Source organism: Microbacterium oxydans, assembly GCF_000956525.1.
Taxonomy (GTDB): domain Bacteria; phylum Actinomycetota; class Actinomycetes; order Actinomycetales; family Microbacteriaceae; genus Microbacterium; species Microbacterium oxydans_A.
The window spans coordinates 766,472-781,437 of the sequence record NZ_JYIW01000026.1 but is presented as its reverse complement, the minus strand read 5'-3'; the positions used below and the strand labels follow the sequence as shown (position 1 = coordinate 781,437).

Annotated in this window: 13 protein-coding genes; 11 read left to right on the top strand and 2 right to left on the bottom strand. The window is 68.7% G+C overall.

What is annotated here, in order from left to right:
* Nucleotides 1-41: 41 nt before the first annotated feature.
* Both rbfA and RS83_RS18405 read left to right on the top strand, forming a co-directional pair.
* The gene (gene rbfA, locus RS83_RS16420) at nucleotides 42-473 is read left to right on the top strand and encodes a 30S ribosome-binding factor RbfA (RefSeq protein WP_045280528.1); all 432 of its coding nucleotides are present in this window, start codon (nucleotides 42-44) and stop codon (nucleotides 471-473) included.
* Between the two features lie 97 nt (nucleotides 474-570).
* Complete coding sequence (locus RS83_RS18405) at nucleotides 571-2,718, top strand: response regulator transcription factor (RefSeq protein WP_197072144.1); 2,148 nt, start codon at nucleotides 571-573, stop codon at nucleotides 2,716-2,718.
* Between the two features lie 22 nt (nucleotides 2,719-2,740).
* Here the strand turns inward: RS83_RS18405 and RS83_RS16410 are convergent, their stop codons facing one another.
* Entirely contained in the window at nucleotides 2,741-3,643 is a 903-nt protein-coding gene (locus RS83_RS16410; RefSeq protein WP_045280527.1) for an A/G-specific adenine glycosylase, read from the bottom strand.
* A 90-nt stretch (nucleotides 3,644-3,733) separates the two neighbouring features.
* Here RS83_RS16410 and truB point away from each other — a divergent pair, with 90 nt between their 5' ends.
* From truB to RS83_RS16380, 6 genes are all read left to right on the top strand, one after another.
* Nucleotides 3,734-4,627, top strand: a complete 894-nt coding sequence (truB, locus tag RS83_RS16405; protein ID WP_045280526.1) for a tRNA pseudouridine(55) synthase TruB — start codon at nucleotides 3,734-3,736, stop codon at nucleotides 4,625-4,627.
* Nucleotides 4,624-4,992 carry a hypothetical protein gene (locus tag RS83_RS16400; protein WP_045280525.1) on the top strand — a complete coding sequence of 123 codons (369 nt, stop codon included), beginning with the start codon at nucleotides 4,624-4,626 and terminating at the stop codon, nucleotides 4,990-4,992. The genes truB and RS83_RS16400 overlap by 4 nt, the downstream gene beginning before the upstream one ends.
* Before the next feature lie 102 nt (nucleotides 4,993-5,094).
* Nucleotides 5,095-5,508: a hypothetical protein gene (locus RS83_RS16395; protein ID WP_197072160.1), complete on the top strand. Its 414-nt coding sequence runs from the start codon at nucleotides 5,095-5,097 to the stop codon at nucleotides 5,506-5,508.
* Nucleotides 5,505-6,470: a bifunctional riboflavin kinase/FAD synthetase gene (locus tag RS83_RS16390; RefSeq protein WP_045280523.1), complete on the top strand. Its 966-nt coding sequence runs from the start codon at nucleotides 5,505-5,507 to the stop codon at nucleotides 6,468-6,470. Before RS83_RS16395 ends, RS83_RS16390 begins: the two co-directional genes overlap by 4 nt.
* Before the next feature lie 201 nt (nucleotides 6,471-6,671).
* Entirely contained in the window at nucleotides 6,672-8,816 is a 2,145-nt protein-coding gene (locus tag RS83_RS16385; RefSeq protein WP_045280522.1) for a DEAD/DEAH box helicase, read from the top strand.
* A 208-nt stretch (nucleotides 8,817-9,024) separates the two neighbouring features.
* On the top strand, nucleotides 9,025-10,053 hold the full coding sequence (locus RS83_RS16380) for an ATP-dependent 6-phosphofructokinase (protein WP_045280521.1): 1,029 nt from the start codon (nucleotides 9,025-9,027) through the stop codon (nucleotides 10,051-10,053).
* A gap of 56 nt (nucleotides 10,054-10,109) precedes the next feature.
* On the opposite strand, the gene RS83_RS16375 is transcribed toward RS83_RS16380, so the two are convergent.
* The gene (locus RS83_RS16375; RefSeq protein ID WP_045280520.1) at nucleotides 10,110-12,209 is read right to left on the bottom strand and encodes a S9 family peptidase; all 2,100 of its coding nucleotides are present in this window, start codon (nucleotides 12,207-12,209) and stop codon (nucleotides 10,110-10,112) included.
* Nucleotides 12,210-12,364: 155 nt separating this feature from the next.
* Here RS83_RS16375 and RS83_RS16370 point away from each other — a divergent pair, with 155 nt between their 5' ends.
* The 3 genes from RS83_RS16370 to RS83_RS16360 all read left to right on the top strand — a co-directional run bounded on the left by RS83_RS16370 (nucleotide 12,365) and on the right by RS83_RS16360 (nucleotide 14,950).
* Nucleotides 12,365-13,627, top strand: coding sequence for an inorganic phosphate transporter (locus RS83_RS16370; RefSeq protein ID WP_045280519.1), 1,263 nt, complete (start codon nucleotides 12,365-12,367; stop codon nucleotides 13,625-13,627).
* Nucleotides 13,624-13,959, top strand: a complete 336-nt coding sequence (locus RS83_RS16365; protein ID WP_045280518.1) for a hypothetical protein — start codon at nucleotides 13,624-13,626, stop codon at nucleotides 13,957-13,959. The genes RS83_RS16370 and RS83_RS16365 overlap by 4 nt, the downstream gene beginning before the upstream one ends.
* A gap of 70 nt (nucleotides 13,960-14,029) precedes the next feature.
* Nucleotides 14,030-14,950: a phosphodiesterase gene (locus RS83_RS16360; RefSeq protein ID WP_045280517.1), complete on the top strand. Its 921-nt coding sequence runs from the start codon at nucleotides 14,030-14,032 to the stop codon at nucleotides 14,948-14,950.
* The last annotated feature ends 16 nt before the right edge of the window (nucleotides 14,951-14,966 follow it).

The following is a 14,966-nucleotide window of genomic DNA, read 5'->3' as shown; positions in this document are numbered from 1 at the left end:
GAGGAAGGGCGCCCGAAGGCTTCGTGGAGAAGGAGAGAACAATGGCTGGTGAACGACAGGCACGTCTCGCGGATCGCATCCGTGTGATCCTCGCTGAACGCCTCGAGAAGGGCCTGCGCGACCCGCGGCTCGGTTTCGTGACGCTGACCGACTGCCGCGTCAGCGGCGACCTCCAGCACGCTTCGGTGTTCTACACCGTCCTCGGCACCGAGGAGGAGCGCATCGCCAGCGGCGCTGCTCTCGCATCGGCGACGGGGATGCTGCGCAGCGAGGTCGGACGTCAGCTCAGCACGCGTCTCGTGCCGACCCTGGAGTTCATTCCCGATGCGCTCCCGGAGAACGCGGACCACATCTCGGCGCTCCTGCGCGAGGCGCGGGAGCGTGACTCGGAGGTCGCGAGGCTCGCATCCTCGTCGTCCCATGCCGGCGATGCGGATCCTTACCGACGCGCCGAGGACTCCGAAGAGGACTGACGCAGATCCTGATAGCCTCGGCGGTGCGAGATGGTGGCTCGCGGAGCTGAAGGGGATCAGCATCGACGCTTCGCGTACCCACCCAGAACGATTCGTCGTGCGTCCGGCCATGGAGCCGTTGCTCGACGAGCTCCTCACTGCGAGGTTGAGCTGCGCACCGCACGTGCTGAGCGCACTCGCGCGGCAGCTGAACGATGACTGCAGTGCGATCGTGCAGGTCGCGGGAACGCTCACTGCGGCACAGCGCCATGGGATCGGCGCCCTCCCCGTGCCGCTTCCCGGCGTTCCCGCGATCTCGGATGCGTTCCGAACGCTGAAGCTCGCTCCGAAGGATCGTGAGTTGCTGCTGGCCCTGGCGTTGAGCCTGGATGATCGACTGGCGCCGATCCTCGAGTTCGACGGCCGCTCTGCAGCAGAGGTCGCCGCTGGCCCACTCGGCGTTCATACCGTGATTCGTGCCGGCAGCATCCGGTTCGCCGACCCCCGGCTGGCGATCTGGGTGCAATCGACCACGACCGCAGGCCAGCAGGCTGCGGCGCACCGGCGGCTCAGCGCGGTCTTCGACGCGTACGGCGATCGGATGCATCGGGATTGGCATCGGGCGAGGGCCTCGCTCCAGCGAGGACCCGAAAGCGCGCCGGCACTCATCAGGAGCGCGCGGGAGCTCACTGGGGCCGGGCGTCCGCTCCGAGCACTGCGGCTTGCGGGCGAAGCGGCTGTGCACGCGACGGGGGCTGAACTGGACATGGCCGAGTTGACGGCGGGTGTCGCTGCTGCTGCCGCCGGACTGTCGGAGGACGCGTCAGCGCGCCTCGGCGGACTGTTCCCCGCCGGCGCAGAACGGTTCCGGGTGCAGGCGCTCTCCGCCCTCATCTGCGCGCAGGCGCTCCAGCAGGGAACCGTGCCTGATCCGGCTCCAGCTGCGTTCGCGCCTCGGACCGACGACGGCGACGGCTGGTTCGCCTGGTCCCGTGCGGCGGCGTTCGCTGCGATCTTGAGTGCCGAGCGCGGCGACCGGCGAAGGATGCGACTCTGGCTCGATGCCCTGCACGAGGGGTGCGCCCGTGTCGGCGCCGGAGGTGCGCTGCGCGACTCGGCGGTCGAGCTCAGCTGGCTGCTCATCGGCGATCCGCAGGCCGATCCCGACGAAGCCCGCGGCGCCGAGCCGCCGAGTGACCGGATCGTCCGCGCCCTCAGAGCCGCGCTGGAGGATGACATCGACGGTGCGCTGCGGGTGCTCGCAGCAGACGGGCCAGGTGCGCCAGCGGCTCCCGACCCTCTCCTCGCCGGATTCGAGCACAGCCCGGTGGTCCGTGCCTATCTTGCGGTCACCGAGGTGTTGCTGCTGTTCTGGCGCGGTGACGTCGACCTCGCCCGTGACCGGATGATCGCGGCATCATTCCACCTGCCCGTCGCGATCCCGTTCGCCGGGCTCGGGGTCGTCCTCGCACGCCGACTCGATATGGCGGTCCTGGGTGAACTCGGTCCGGTGTCACGCGCGCTCTCGGCTGCGCTTCCCACGCAGGTCAGGATCGATCTCCTTGTCGACCGGAGCATCCGCTCGTCGCTGGCCGGAGCCTTCGACGACGCTGAATCCGCGCGGCGACTCTGGCTCGACCTGGGGGCGCCGCAATCGGGGTTCGCAGTGCCGGGGATCGATGAAGGACCATCGACACGGATCGATGGGAGACGCAGGCGCGTGCTGCGTCCACCCGGGATGGTGCTCGCGGCTGACCTGCGGCGGCGCGCTGCCTCGATGACGGAATCAGGCTGGCGGGTCCAGCGTCAGGAGATCCGTGAGGGGCTGCGTGGGGTGCAGTCCGCGTTCGAGCGCGCGACGGTGGAGACGACCCTCGGTGTCCAGTGTGCGATCAGGGACGATCACGAGGCAGGGAGAAGTCATCTGCGCGCGGCCATCGGTCTGTTCGAGATATCGGGCGCGAGCGCCTGGGTGAGGTCCGTCCGGGATCGCTTGGAGAGCTGGGACCGTCTGGGTGACCCGGATGCGCAGCCGTCCGACGACATGTCGGCATGTCGCAGAGCGTGGTCTGAGCTGCTCACGACCCGCGAGCTCGAGGTGGCGATGCTGGCGGTCGGCGGGGCGACCAACCGTGAGATATCGGAGACGTTCCGGGTGTCGGTGCGCACGGTGGAGGTGCACCTCGGACGCGTGTTCGCCAAGCTGGACGTCCGCAGTCGGGTGGAACTCACCGTGCTGGCGCACCGGACGAATCGGCACAGCTGAGGCCGCGTCGCCTGCACCGGAGTCAGCGGGGGAGCGAGAGCGAGCCCTCCGCCGCTTCCGCCAGTCCGTCGGCGATCAGCGAGTCGATCGCGCGGTCGCGCTGCACCGGGTCAGGCCAGTCCGGGAGCACGGTCTCCAGGGCGACACCGTCTTCGCCGGCGCCGCGGAGCACCCGGAGCACAGCGCCGCGAGCTTGCCGATCGGAGCCTTCGAACGCTGCCTGACGCCGTCGCGCATCGCCCGTGTCCGGTCGGCCATCGGCGACCCAGGCGCACTCGCCGAGCAGCGGGCAGATCTCGCACTGCGGTGAGCGCGCGGTGCAGACCGTCGCTCCCAGCTCCATCGCCGCGGCGTTGAAGACTGCTGACTCGGCGTCGCTCGACGGCAGCAGCGACTCCATCAGCAGCAGATCCCGTCGTGACGGCGATGCCGGATGGGATCGCCCTTCGACAGCCCTGGCGAGCACCCGGCGGGTGTTGGTGTCGACGACCGGATGCCGGTCGCCGTAGGCGAACACCGAGACGGCGCGCGCGGTGTAGTCGCCGATGCCGGAGAGCGCGAGCAGCGCTTCGACATCTCGCGGCACCACTCCGCCGTGCCGTTCGACCACCTCGACCGCAGCGCGGTGCAGCCACAACGCGCGACGCGGGTAGCCGAGGTTCGCCCACTGCTGCACGACCTCGGCCGGGGTCGCTGCGGCCATCGCGGTCGGGGTCGGCCAGCGTTCGAGCCAGGCGTCCAGCCGGGGGATCACCCGGGAGACCTGGGTCTGCTGCAGCATGAACTCGCTCACGAGCACACCCCATGCTCCGAACTGCTCATGGAATGCGGCTCGCCGCCATGGCAGGTCTCGTGCGTTCGCGCGGTACCAGTCGGCGAGTGGCAGCGTTCTGCCCTGAGGTACCGGGGACGCGGTCGGGAGCATCCTGACAGCCTATTCGAGCTCGCCGTGCGAGCTCTCAGCGCCCGGCCCTGCGCGGCTGAGCGAGGGTCGACGCGTGGGTAGGCTGGATGGATGGTCTCGCCCGGCATCCTCCTCGTCGACAAACCCGCTGGGCTCACCAGCCATGACGTGGTGGCTCGTACCCGCCGCGCGTTCGGCACCAGGAAGGTCGGCCATGCCGGGACGCTCGACCCGATGGCGACCGGCCTGCTGGTGATCGGCATCGAAGGAGCGACCCGACTGCTCACCTATGTCGTCGGTGCTGACAAGACCTATGCGGCGACGATCCGGCTCGGACAGAGCACGAGCACGGATGACGCCGAAGGCGACATCGTCACGACCGCACCCTCGGATGCCTGGAAGCACGTGTCGCCTGAGCGCATCGCCGCCGGGATCACCGCCCTGAGCGGCCCGATCTCGCAGGTGCCGAGCTCGGTGTCGGCCATCAAGGTCGACGGCCGCCGAGCCTACGACCGCGTGCGTGCCGGCGAGGAGGTCGTGCTCGCCGCGCGCGATGTCGTGGTCTCGCGATTCGACCTGCTGGCCGAGCGCTCAGGCGAGGGATACATCGACCTCGACGTGATCGTGGACTGCTCGTCCGGGACCTACATCCGCTCACTCGCCCGCGACCTCGGAGCCGGGCTGGGCGTCGGGGGACACCTGACTGCCCTCCGTCGCACGCGCGTCGGTCCCTTCGAGGTGACGGATGCCGTCTCGATCGACGCCCTCGATGGCGCTGAGACGCTCACCGCCGGCGCTGCAGCCGCACGGATCCTGCAAGCCCTGCCTGTCTCGGCCGAGGAGGCGCGTGACCTGCGGCACGGCAAGCGCCTCGCGGGCCAGGCGGATCGTCTCGACGGAGCCATCGCCGCCGCGATCGACGAGCACGGCGACCTGGTCGGGATCGTCGAGAAGCGCGGAGCCGATCTCAAGAGCGCGATGAACATGCCGGAGGCAGCCGGATGATCCTCTGGTTCACGATCGCGCAGATCGCGGTGGCCGTCGGGGCAGGGCTCTTCTGTCTCGTCGCCGGACTCGCTGGGCGCAGACCGAGCGACATCAGTGTCGGATCGCTGGCGCTCGTCGAGGTGCTGCTCATCGCCCAGGTAGTCGTGGCGATCGTCGCGCCGCTCGCCGGCAACCCCCCGACCGGCGATCTGCTCGAGTACTGGGTGTACCTGGTGTCCGCCGCCCTCCTGCCGATCGGCGGCGTGCTGTGGGCATTGATGGAGCGCAGCCGATGGAGCACCGTGATCCTCGGCGTCGCGGCATTCGCGGTCGCCGTCATGCTGTGGCGGATGCAGGTGATCTGGACCATCCAGATCGCGTGAGCCGCAGCGTCCATCGCGTCACACGGCGACCAGCGGGCTCCCGCCTCAGCCGGCGGCTCTAGACTGGTATGCGCTATGAGCTCCACCGCCCCCTCCACTCGGATGACCGGAATCGGTCGCGTCCTGGTGATCGTCTATGCCGTCATGGCCCTCGCCGCGACCGGCCGCAGCTTCGTCCAGATCGTCCGTCGATTCGACGAGGCGCCCCTGGCGTACTCGCTGTCGGCACTGGCAGCGGTGGTCTACATCCTCGCGACGCTCGCGCTCGTGCTGGCCAGGCGCCGAGGGTGGTACACCGTTGCCTGGGCGGCGATCGTGTTCGAGCTCACCGGCGTTCTGGTGGTCGGTCTGCTGAGCATCCTGCTGCCTGAACTCTTCCAGCACGAGACAGTCTGGTCGCTGTTCGGACGCGGCTATCTCTTCATCCCGCTCGTGCTCCCGATCTTCGGCATCTGGTGGTTGCGGACGCACAACCCGGCGGCTCTCGAGCGTTCGCGCGCCGAGGTCTCCGCGTGATCGTCTTCCGCGACATCGCAGCGGTGCCGAGTGACTTCGGCCCCAGCGTCGTGGCGATCGGCAAGTTCGACGGTGTGCACGCAGGACACCGCGCCGTCATCGCGCGCCTGAACGAGCGTGCTGCCGAGACCGGCGCCCGCGCCGTGGCCGTGACCTTCGACCGCAACCCGCTTGCCGTGCTGCGCCCTGATCGCTGCCCCGAGAACGTGGTGTCGGTCGACCGCAAGCTCGAGCTCCTCGGAGAGCTCGGCCTGGATGCCACCCTGCTGCTCACCTTCGACCACGAGATGGCGTCGCGCAGCGCGGAGGACTTCGTCATCGAGATCCTGGTGCGGGCGCTGAAGGTGTCGACCGTGCTCGTCGGCGAGGACTTCCGCTTCGGGCACGGCGGGGCCGGCACTCCGGAACTGCTACGCGCACTCGGTCCAGCCAACGGTTTCACGGTCGAGGTCGTCGATGACGTGTACCTGCCCGAGTACTCGCGCAGGGTGTCGTCGACGTGGATCCGCGAACTCCTGATCCAGGGCGACGTGACCGCGGCGGCTCGCGTGCTCGGTCGCTATCCGGATGTGCGCGGTGAGGTCGTCCACGGCCTCAAGCGCGGACGCGAGCTCGGGTTCCCGACCGCCAACCTCTCGACCATCACCGACGCGTTCGTCCCGGCGGACGGGGTGTACGCGGGGTGGCTCGTCGATCATGACACCGGGCTCCGGCATCCCTCGGCGATCTCCGTCGGGACCAACCCGACCTTCGACGACGTGCTGGTGCGCCAGGTCGAGGCGCACGTGATCGGCAGGATCGGACTCGACCTCGACGGACTCGACCTCTACGGTCACGACGTCACGGTCGAGTTCGTGGAGCGCCTGCGCGGCATGGTGGCGTTCGAGGGCATGGAGAAGCTCGCGGCGCAGATGGGCGACGACGTCACAGACGCGGCCCGCGTCCTCGGCGTCGCGTCCTGACACAGGTGCTTCTGGGGTCGATTCTTCGCCCCGAGGCCCTGATGGCGTAGACTGGGCATCGTTCCGACCGATCCTCACGCATGATGCGTGCATCGGAGGGAACGGATCTACTGTTCGTACGGTCATGGCCCACGCCACACGCGGACATCGAGAACGGCTCCCGCGTCTGAGGATGCGAAAGCCTTCACGCTCAGGAGGAGCATGCCGACCACGGCAACCGCCGCCACGCGGCGAAAGAAGACGTCCCGTCGCGACGACGAGGCACCGCTGATCCCGATCCTCGCGCGCAAGGTGCGCGAGATCGAGGCGAAGTCGCAGCGCGGCAAGCTCGGCCCGACGAACAGGGTCAAGTTCCAGGTGATCGCGTTCCTGGTGCGCGAGGAACGCGCACGGGTGAAGGCGGATGCCGAGATCGGTGACCCTGCCCGCGCCGAGCTGCTCAAGCGGCTCGACGGCGTCGCGACGATCCTCGCCAAGACGGCAGCCCGCGACACCTCCCTGATCCAGCTCCTCGAAGCCGACCAGGCGACCTCACCCGTCGCGAAGCGCATGCGTCGCGACTGGCTGCTCGAGTCAGGTGCCGAGCTCGCGCCGGAAGAGCTGATCATCGCCGACATCGCGCCGGTGCAGATGCCGGTCGTCTCGGCCGCGATCGCCGAGCGTCAGGTCACCCCGCCGTCGGTGGAGTCACGCCAGCTCGCGAACCCGTTCCTCGCACCGGACCTCACGCCCCGCGCGACCACGACTCCGCGTCGGCGTCTCGACGGCTGGGAGCTGATGGGACCGCTCTACAAGTCCTTCGAGACCGGAGCGGGCGGAGCGGCGGCCAGCATGGAGCTGCCGCCGGCTCCCGAATACGACCACCTGTCGCCCAAGGGCCTCGAGGTGATGGTGCATCAGTCACGCTTCCTCGAGGCTGTGCGCGCGGGGCACCGCAGCTTCCTGCTGGCCGATGAGCCCGGCCTCGGCAAGACGGCCCAGTCGCTGCTCGCGGCATCCGTCGCCGGCGCCTATCCGCTGCTGGTCGTCGTCCCCAACGTCGTGAAGATGAACTGGGCGCGCGAGGTCGAGCGGTGGACGCCGCAGCGCCGAGCGACCGTCATCCAGGGTGATGGCGCCGACATCGACGCCTTCGCCGACATCTTCATCGTGAACTACGAGATCCTCGACCGGCACCTCTCCTGGCTGTCGTCGATCGGTCTGGGCGGCATGGTCGTCGATGAGGCGCACTTCATCAAGAACCTCTCCTCGCAGCGGTCGCAGAATGTGCTGTCGCTCGCCTCGCGTGTGCGCGAGCGCACCCCGGGCGGCAACCCGCTCATGCTCGCCCTCACCGGCACCCCGTTGATCAACGACGTCGAGGACTTCGATGCCATCTGGCGATTCCTCGGCTGGACGACGGGCGAGAAGCCTGGGCCCGAGCTCATGGAGAAGCTCGACGCCACCGGCTACACGCCAGCGGACAAGGCCTTCTACCCGGAGGCTCGCGACGCCGTGATCTCGATGGGCATCGTCCGTCGCAAGAAGAAGGACGTCGCCGCGGACCTGCCGGACAAGCTCGTCGCAGATCTGCCGGTGCAGCTGGACGACGAGTTCGGCCGCAGCATCCGTCAGGCCGAACGCGAGCTGGGGGAGCGGCTGGCTGCGAAGTACCGCCGCATCATCGAGGCACGTGGAGACCGCGGTCTCGCGCCGGGCGAGATCGACGAGGACATCGTCCGCATGGTCGCGCACAATGAGCTCGAGGAGTCCAAGGCATCAGGCACTGGAGGCGACAACGTCTTCACGATGGTGCGTCGCATCGGTCAGGCGAAGGCGCAGCTCGCTGCGGACTACGCGGCCCAGCTGCAGCGCTCGGTTGGCAAGGTCGTCTTCTTCGCGAAGCACATCGATGTCATGGATCGGGCGGAGGCGCACTTCGCTTCGGTCGGCATCCGTTCGGTGTCCATCCGAGGAGACCAGAGCACGACGGCCCGCCAGCAGGCGATCGACGACTTCAACGGTGACCCCGATGTCGGCATCGCGGTCTGCTCGCTCACGGCTGCCGGCGTCGGTCTGAACCTGCAGGCGGCATCCAACGTGGTGCTCGCTGAGCTGTCGTGGACGGCCGCAGAGCAGACGCAGGCGATCGACCGTGTGCACCGCATCGGACAGGGCGAGCCGGTCACGGCGTGGCGTATCATCGCGGCGCACACGATCGACACGAAGATCGCCGAGCTGATCGACCAGAAGCAGGGTCTCGCGGCTCGGGCGCTCGACGGTGAGGCTGCGGACGAGGCGGCTGCGGAGCCGATCCAGCTCGCGGCGCTCATGCACCTGTTGCGACAGGCTCTCGGCGAGGCCTGAGGAGGGTGTTAAGAACTGCGGTTCTTGCACCCGTTCTCGGGGCCTGATCGTCGGGTGCTGCCAAGTTCGAGGTTTCGCGCGGATCCCGACGTCAAGATCGCGGGTTTTCGCGTCCCTCGAATGGCGCTCGGCGGCGTCGGGGCGCTAGGGTCGATCGAGGCAACGTCGCCTCTTTCCCCCACACTCCCGAACGTCTGAAGGCGGCAGCATGAAGATCGGCATCCTCACGAGCGGCGGCGACTGCCCCGGTCTGAACGCGGTCATCCGCGGCATCGTCCTGAAGGGCACCACGACCTACGACATCGAGTTCGTCGGCATCCGTGACGGATGGCGCGGCGTGGTCGACGGCGACTTCTTCCCCCTGACGCGTCACGAGGTGAAGGGCCTGTCGAAGGTCGGCGGGACGATCCTCGGCACCAGCCGGACGAACCCCTACGAGGGCCCGCGCGGTGGCGCGGAGAACATCGCGAAGACGCTCTACGGGCACCACATCGACGGCATCGTCGCGATCGGCGGCGAGGGCACGCTCGCTGCGGCCGACCGTCTTGCGAAGGACGGCATCAACGTGATCGGCGTCCCCAAGACGATCGACAACGATCTCCGCGCGACCGACTACTCCTTCGGCTTCGACACCGCGGTCAACATCGCGACCGACGCGATGGACCGTCTGCGCACCACCGGCGACTCGCACCAGCGATGCATGGTCGCAGAGGTCATGGGCCGCCACGTCGGCTGGATCGCTCTGCACGCCGGTATGGCGGCCGGCGCTCATGTGATCTGCATCCCTGAGGTGCCGATGTCGATCGACGAGGTCACCGCCCTCGTCAGCAGCGCGCACGATCGCGGTCGTGCGCCGCTCGTCGTCGTCTCCGAGGGCTTCACGCTCACCGGCATGGACGAGGCCTACAGCGACAAGGGCCTCGACGCCTTCAACCGCCCCCGGCTCGGCGGCATCAGCGAGGTGCTCGCACCGGAGATCGAGCGCATCACGGGCATCGAGACCCGCTCGACCGTCCTCGGCCATATCCAGCGCGGCGGATCGCCCTCTGGCTTCGACCGCGTCCTCGCGACCCGGCTCGGGCTCCACGCGGCCGATGCGCTCGTCGAAGAGGCCTGGGGCAAGATGGTCTCGCTCCGCGGCACCGACATCGTCCGGGTCCCCTTCGCCGAGGCGCTGGGCGAGCTGAACACCGTGCCGCGCAGTCGCTACGACGAGGCAGCCGCACTGTTCGGCTGAGTACTCTGCTTCGACGACACCGCTGCGAGCCCTGAGGCGCGCAGCGGTGTCGTGTATCAGGCGGCTGCGAGACCCAGGGTGTCGAGCAGCCAGGCGAGCTCGAACGCACGCTCGCGCCAGGAGTTGTACCGCCCGCTGACGCCGCCGTGCCCTGCGACCATCTCGCACTTCAGCAGTACGTCCTCGGCCCCGGCCTCACGCAGGCGGGCGACCCACTTCGCGGGCTCGACGTAGAGCACGCGCGTGTCATTGAGGGACGTGACAGCGAGGATCCTCGGGTACCTGACCCCATCGCGCACGTTCTCGTACGGCGAGTACGACTTCATGTACGCGTAGACGTCGGCGTCGTGCAGCGGGTCGCCCCACTCGTCCCACTCGATCACCGTGAGCGGCAGTGAGGGATCGAGGATGGTGGTGAGCGCGTCGACGAACGGCACCGCCGCGAGGATTCCGGCGAACAGCTCGGGGGCGAGGTTCGCGACGGCGCCCATCAGCAGGCCGCCGGCGCTGCCGCCCTCCGCGACGAGGCGATCCGGTGCGGTGACGCCGCTGTCGACGAGGTGCCGCGCGCACGCCACGAAGTCGGTGAAGGTGTTCTTCTTCTGGAGCAGCTTGCCGTCTTCGTACCACTGGCGTCCCATCTCGCCGCCCCCGCGCACGTGGGCGACCGCGAAGACGACGCCGCGATCGAGCTCCGAGAGTCGGGCGACCGAGAAGCCAGGGTCGATGGAGTGCTCGTACGAACCGTAACCGTACAGGTGCAGCGGGCGCGGCTCGTCGCCGGGCGTCCCGAACGAGCGCTTCCAGACCAGCGAGATCGGCACGCGGGTGCCGTCATCCGCAGTCGCCCACGCGCGCTGCTGCCCGTAGTCGCTCGGGTCGTATCCACCGAGCACGGTGGCGCGCTTGCGAAGCAGCAGTTCCCTGGTCGTGAGATCGAGGTCGTACACGGTCCCAGGCGTCACGAATGACGTGTAGCCGAGCCGCAGATAGGGGGAGTGCCACTCCGGGTTCCCGCTCACGCCGGCCGAGTACAGCGGCTCGTCGAATGCGAGCTCGTCGACGGCATCCGTCGAGTAGTCGAGCAGCCCGACGCGTTCGAGTCCCTCGCTGCGGTACTCGAGTGTCGCGAAGTCGCGGAACGCGTCCATCCCGAGCAGCCGCCGTCCTGCGACGTGCGGCACGACCACGTGACGCTCGCCGTTCGGATCGGATGCCGAGACCGACACGAGCTCGAAGTCGAGCGCGCCGTCGTTGTGCAGGATCAACAGGCGGTCTTCGCCGTCGACGACCGCGTGGTCGACCGAGTACTCGACGCCTTCGACGCGCGGCCACACGATCTGCGGCGTCGCGGTCAGATCGTCGGTCAGGTCGACCAGGTACTCCTCGCTGGTGATGCTGGAGCCGACGCCGATCACGAGGTACCGGCGGCTGCGCGTGATGCCGGCGCCCAACCAGTACTTCTCATCCGGCTCGTGGAACAGCTGCACGTCGTCGCTGAGTGGCGTACCGAGCCGGTGCAGCCAGAGAGTGTCCGGACGCCAGGCCTCGTCGCGCGTCGTGTAGATGATCGAGGTGCCGTCGGGGGTGAAGAAGGCGCTGCCGGTGTCGGGGATCTCGTCGTCGAGCGTCTCGCCGGTCGCGAGGTCGCGCACGTGCACGGTGTAGACCTCGTCGCCCTCGAAGTCCGTCGACCAGAGCAGCTTCGTCGAGTCGTCGGTCGTGTCGAAGGCTCCGAGCGAGAAGAACTCATGACCCTCGGCTTCGGCGTTGCCGTCGAGCAGCACGACCTCGCCCGGAACCGGCACGCCGGGCTCCAGCACAGGGGGAGTCCAGTCATCCGGTGCGGCAGCCGCGCGGCAGTGGATGCCGTACTGCGCGCCCTCCTCGGTGCGGCTGTAGTACCACCAGTCGCCACGACGGGTCGGCACGGAGAGATCCGTCTCCTGCACGCGGCCCTTGATCTCCTGGAACAGGCGCTCGCGGAGCTCGGCGAGGTGGGCGGTCGACGCTTCGGTGTGGGCGTTCTCGGCCTCGAGATGGCCGATCACATCGGCGGCATCTTTGGCTCGCAGCCATTCGTAGGGGTCTTCGACGGTGTCACCGTGATGAGTGCGGGCGGTCGGACGGCGATCGGCGGTCGGTGCGTGAGTCACCGCTCCACGCTATCCCAGGTCAAGTTGACCGGCACCGAGCAGGGTGGGAGGATTCAACGGGGCCGGTTAACGGAAGTCAAACCCACGGTGAACTCTTCGTTCATCACGTCGATCACGTCGACACCTCCCTCTTCCTCAACGACCGAAAGCGAACGGTGGAAACCGCAGCCCTCATCGTCGTGCTGGTGATCCTGCTGGCACTCTTCTTCGACTTCACGAACGGGTTTCACGACACCGCGAACGCGATGGCGACGCCCATCGCCACCGGTGCGCTGAAGCCCAAGACCGCCGTGCTCCTCGCGGCCGTCCTCAATCTGGTCGGCGCCTTCCTGTCGACCGAGGTCTCGCAGACCGTCTCGCACGGCATCATCCGTGAGGAGAGCATCCAGCAACAGGCGGATCTCTTCCTGCCGATGATCTTCGCCGGCTTGATCGGCGCGATCACCTGGAACATGCTCACCTGGCTGCTCGGCCTGCCGTCGAGTTCCTCGCACGCGCTCTTCGGAGGCCTGATCGGCGCGACGCTCGTCGGCGTGGGCGTCGGTGGCATCGACTTCGGCATGGTGCTCTCGAAGATCATCCTTCCGGCGCTGATCGCTCCGGTGACGGCGCTGGTGATCGCCTTCATCGCCACGAAGATCGCGTACTCGATCACGCGACGGTACGACGGCAAGCCCGACGGGCGAGACGGCTTCCGATGGGGCCAGATCTTCACCTCGTCGCTGGTCGCGCTCGCGCACGGCACGAATGACGCGCAGAAGACGATGGGTGTCATCACGCTCGCACTGATCACGGTCGGCTGGCAGAGTCAGGACCAGGCGGAGCCGCACCTGTGGGTCATCATCGCCTGCGCGGTCACGATCGCGCTCGGCACCTACCTCGGCGGGTGGCGCATCATCCGCACGCTCGGCAAGGGCCTGACCGAGGTCAAGCCCGCCCAGGGCTTCGCGGCTGAGAGCTCGACCGCCGCCACGATCCTCGCCTCGAGCGCCTTCGGCTTCGCGCTCTCGACGACGCAGGTCGCATCAGGCTCGGTGATCGGCTCCGGCCTCGGTCGCCGCGGCTCCACGGTGCGCTGGCGGACTGCCGGACGCATCGCGATCGGATGGCTGCTCACCCTGCCGGCCGCCGGCGCTGTGGGTGCTGTCGCCGCCCTCATGATCAACTGGCTCGGCACCTGGGGCATCGCGATCGACGCGGTCCTGGCGCTGCTCGTGATCATCGGACTGTTCCTGCGGTCGCGCCGCGACGCGGTGACCCCAGCCAACGCCATGAGCGACGTCGCCGAGTCCGGTCTGGCGATCGAGCTGCCCGACTCGCCGCCGCCGACGCGTCGCCAGCAGCGCGTCGCCTTGGCGAAAGCCAAGCGGAACGCAGCCCCGACGGCGCCTGCCGAGTCGAATGAGGAGCCGAAGTGAACGTCGTGATCGACTGGAACGCCTTCCTCCTGGTGTTCGCCGCCGCACTGATCGGTGCATCGGCGATCGTCACGTTCTACGCGGTGGGCCTGCGCCTGCTGGTCCGCAGCGGTCGCGCGCCGGTGGTCAGCCCGGCCGAGTTCACCGACGCCATCACCGTGATCTCCGAGAAGGAACTCAAGCGGGCGGCGAAGCAGGCCGCCAAGCAGGCGCGCAAGAGTCCGCTCACCGAGGGCCAGAAACGGCTCTCCCTCGTCGGCGCCTACGCCTGCTTCGCGCTGTGCGCCTGCGCGGTCATCGCCGGCATCCTGATCATCGTCGTCGGGCACTGAGCCGGAACTGCGCAGCGGGAGCGCCGGGAGGCAGCGGACCCGAGTCGGAGACCCGCTCTAGGCTGGTGGCATGACAGCCCCCGTCAGCACTGAGTACGTGTTCGGTCGTCACCAGCCGGCCTCGCATGTGCTGATCCACGTCAGCGACCCGCACTTCCTCGCCGGCGGCGCCCGTCTGGGCGGACGCTACGACGTGGAGTCGAACTTCGCGAGGACGCTCGAGGCCATCCGGCAGGTGCATCCGCATCCTGCCGCGATCGTCGTGACGGGCGACCTGACCGACCTGGGGGAGCCGGACGCCTACCGACGTCTGCGTGCTGCACTCGAACCTGTGGCTGCCGAGCTCGGCACGGTCGTCGTCTGGGTCGCGGGAAATCACGACGAGCGCCCGGCGCTCCGGGAGGCGCTGCTCGACCTCGCGCCGACAGAGGAGCCGGTGACCGGGGTCTGGGATCTCGACGGACTCCGGCTGATCGCACTCGACACGAGCGTGCCGGGCTGGCACCACGGCGATCTCGATGACGCCCAGCTGGCCTGGCTGCGCGACGTGCTCGCCGAGCCCGCGCCCCACGGCACGCTGCTCGCGATGCATCACCCTCCGTTGCCGAGCCACCTGCCGCTGTTCGACATCCTCGAGCTGCGCCACCAGGACGAACTCGCCGAGGTCATCCGCGGCAGTGACGTTCGAGGCATCCTGGCCGGCCATCTGCACTACTCGGCGCACGGCACCTTCGCCGGGGTGCCGGTGAGCGTGTCGTCCGCCACCTGTTACACGATGAACGTGTCTCTCCCTGCCGCGGAGGTCAACGGGATGGATGCCGCGCAGGCATTCCAGCTCGTCCACGTGCATCCGGACACGATCACGCACACGGTCGTTCCGGTGACGGAGGCTCCCACCGGCGAGTTCTTCTCAGAGGCGTGGCTGGAGCGGATGGCAGCGTTGACGCCGGAGCAGCGGCTCGAGGCGTTCTCCCGCAAGCCTGCCCGCTGAGACGGGGTGACCGGTC

Excerpts from the sequence above, each read along its gene's own strand:
- rbfA (WP_045280528.1), top strand. The coding sequence starts at position 42 with ATGGCTGGTGAACGACAGGCACGTCTCGCGGATCGCATCCGTGTGATC.
- RS83_RS16410 (WP_045280527.1), bottom strand. The coding sequence starts at position 3,643 with ATGCTCCCGACCGCGTCCCCGGTACCTCAGGGCAGAACGCTGCCACTC.
- truB (WP_045280526.1), top strand. The coding sequence starts at position 3,734 with ATGGTCTCGCCCGGCATCCTCCTCGTCGACAAACCCGCTGGGCTCACC.
- RS83_RS16400 (WP_045280525.1), top strand. The coding sequence starts at position 4,624 with ATGATCCTCTGGTTCACGATCGCGCAGATCGCGGTGGCCGTCGGGGCA.
- RS83_RS16395 (WP_197072160.1), top strand. The coding sequence starts at position 5,095 with ATGACCGGAATCGGTCGCGTCCTGGTGATCGTCTATGCCGTCATGGCC.
- RS83_RS16385 (WP_045280522.1), top strand. The coding sequence starts at position 6,672 with ATGCCGACCACGGCAACCGCCGCCACGCGGCGAAAGAAGACGTCCCGT.
- RS83_RS16380 (WP_045280521.1), top strand. The coding sequence starts at position 9,025 with ATGAAGATCGGCATCCTCACGAGCGGCGGCGACTGCCCCGGTCTGAAC.
- RS83_RS16360 (WP_045280517.1), top strand. The coding sequence starts at position 14,030 with ATGACAGCCCCCGTCAGCACTGAGTACGTGTTCGGTCGTCACCAGCCG.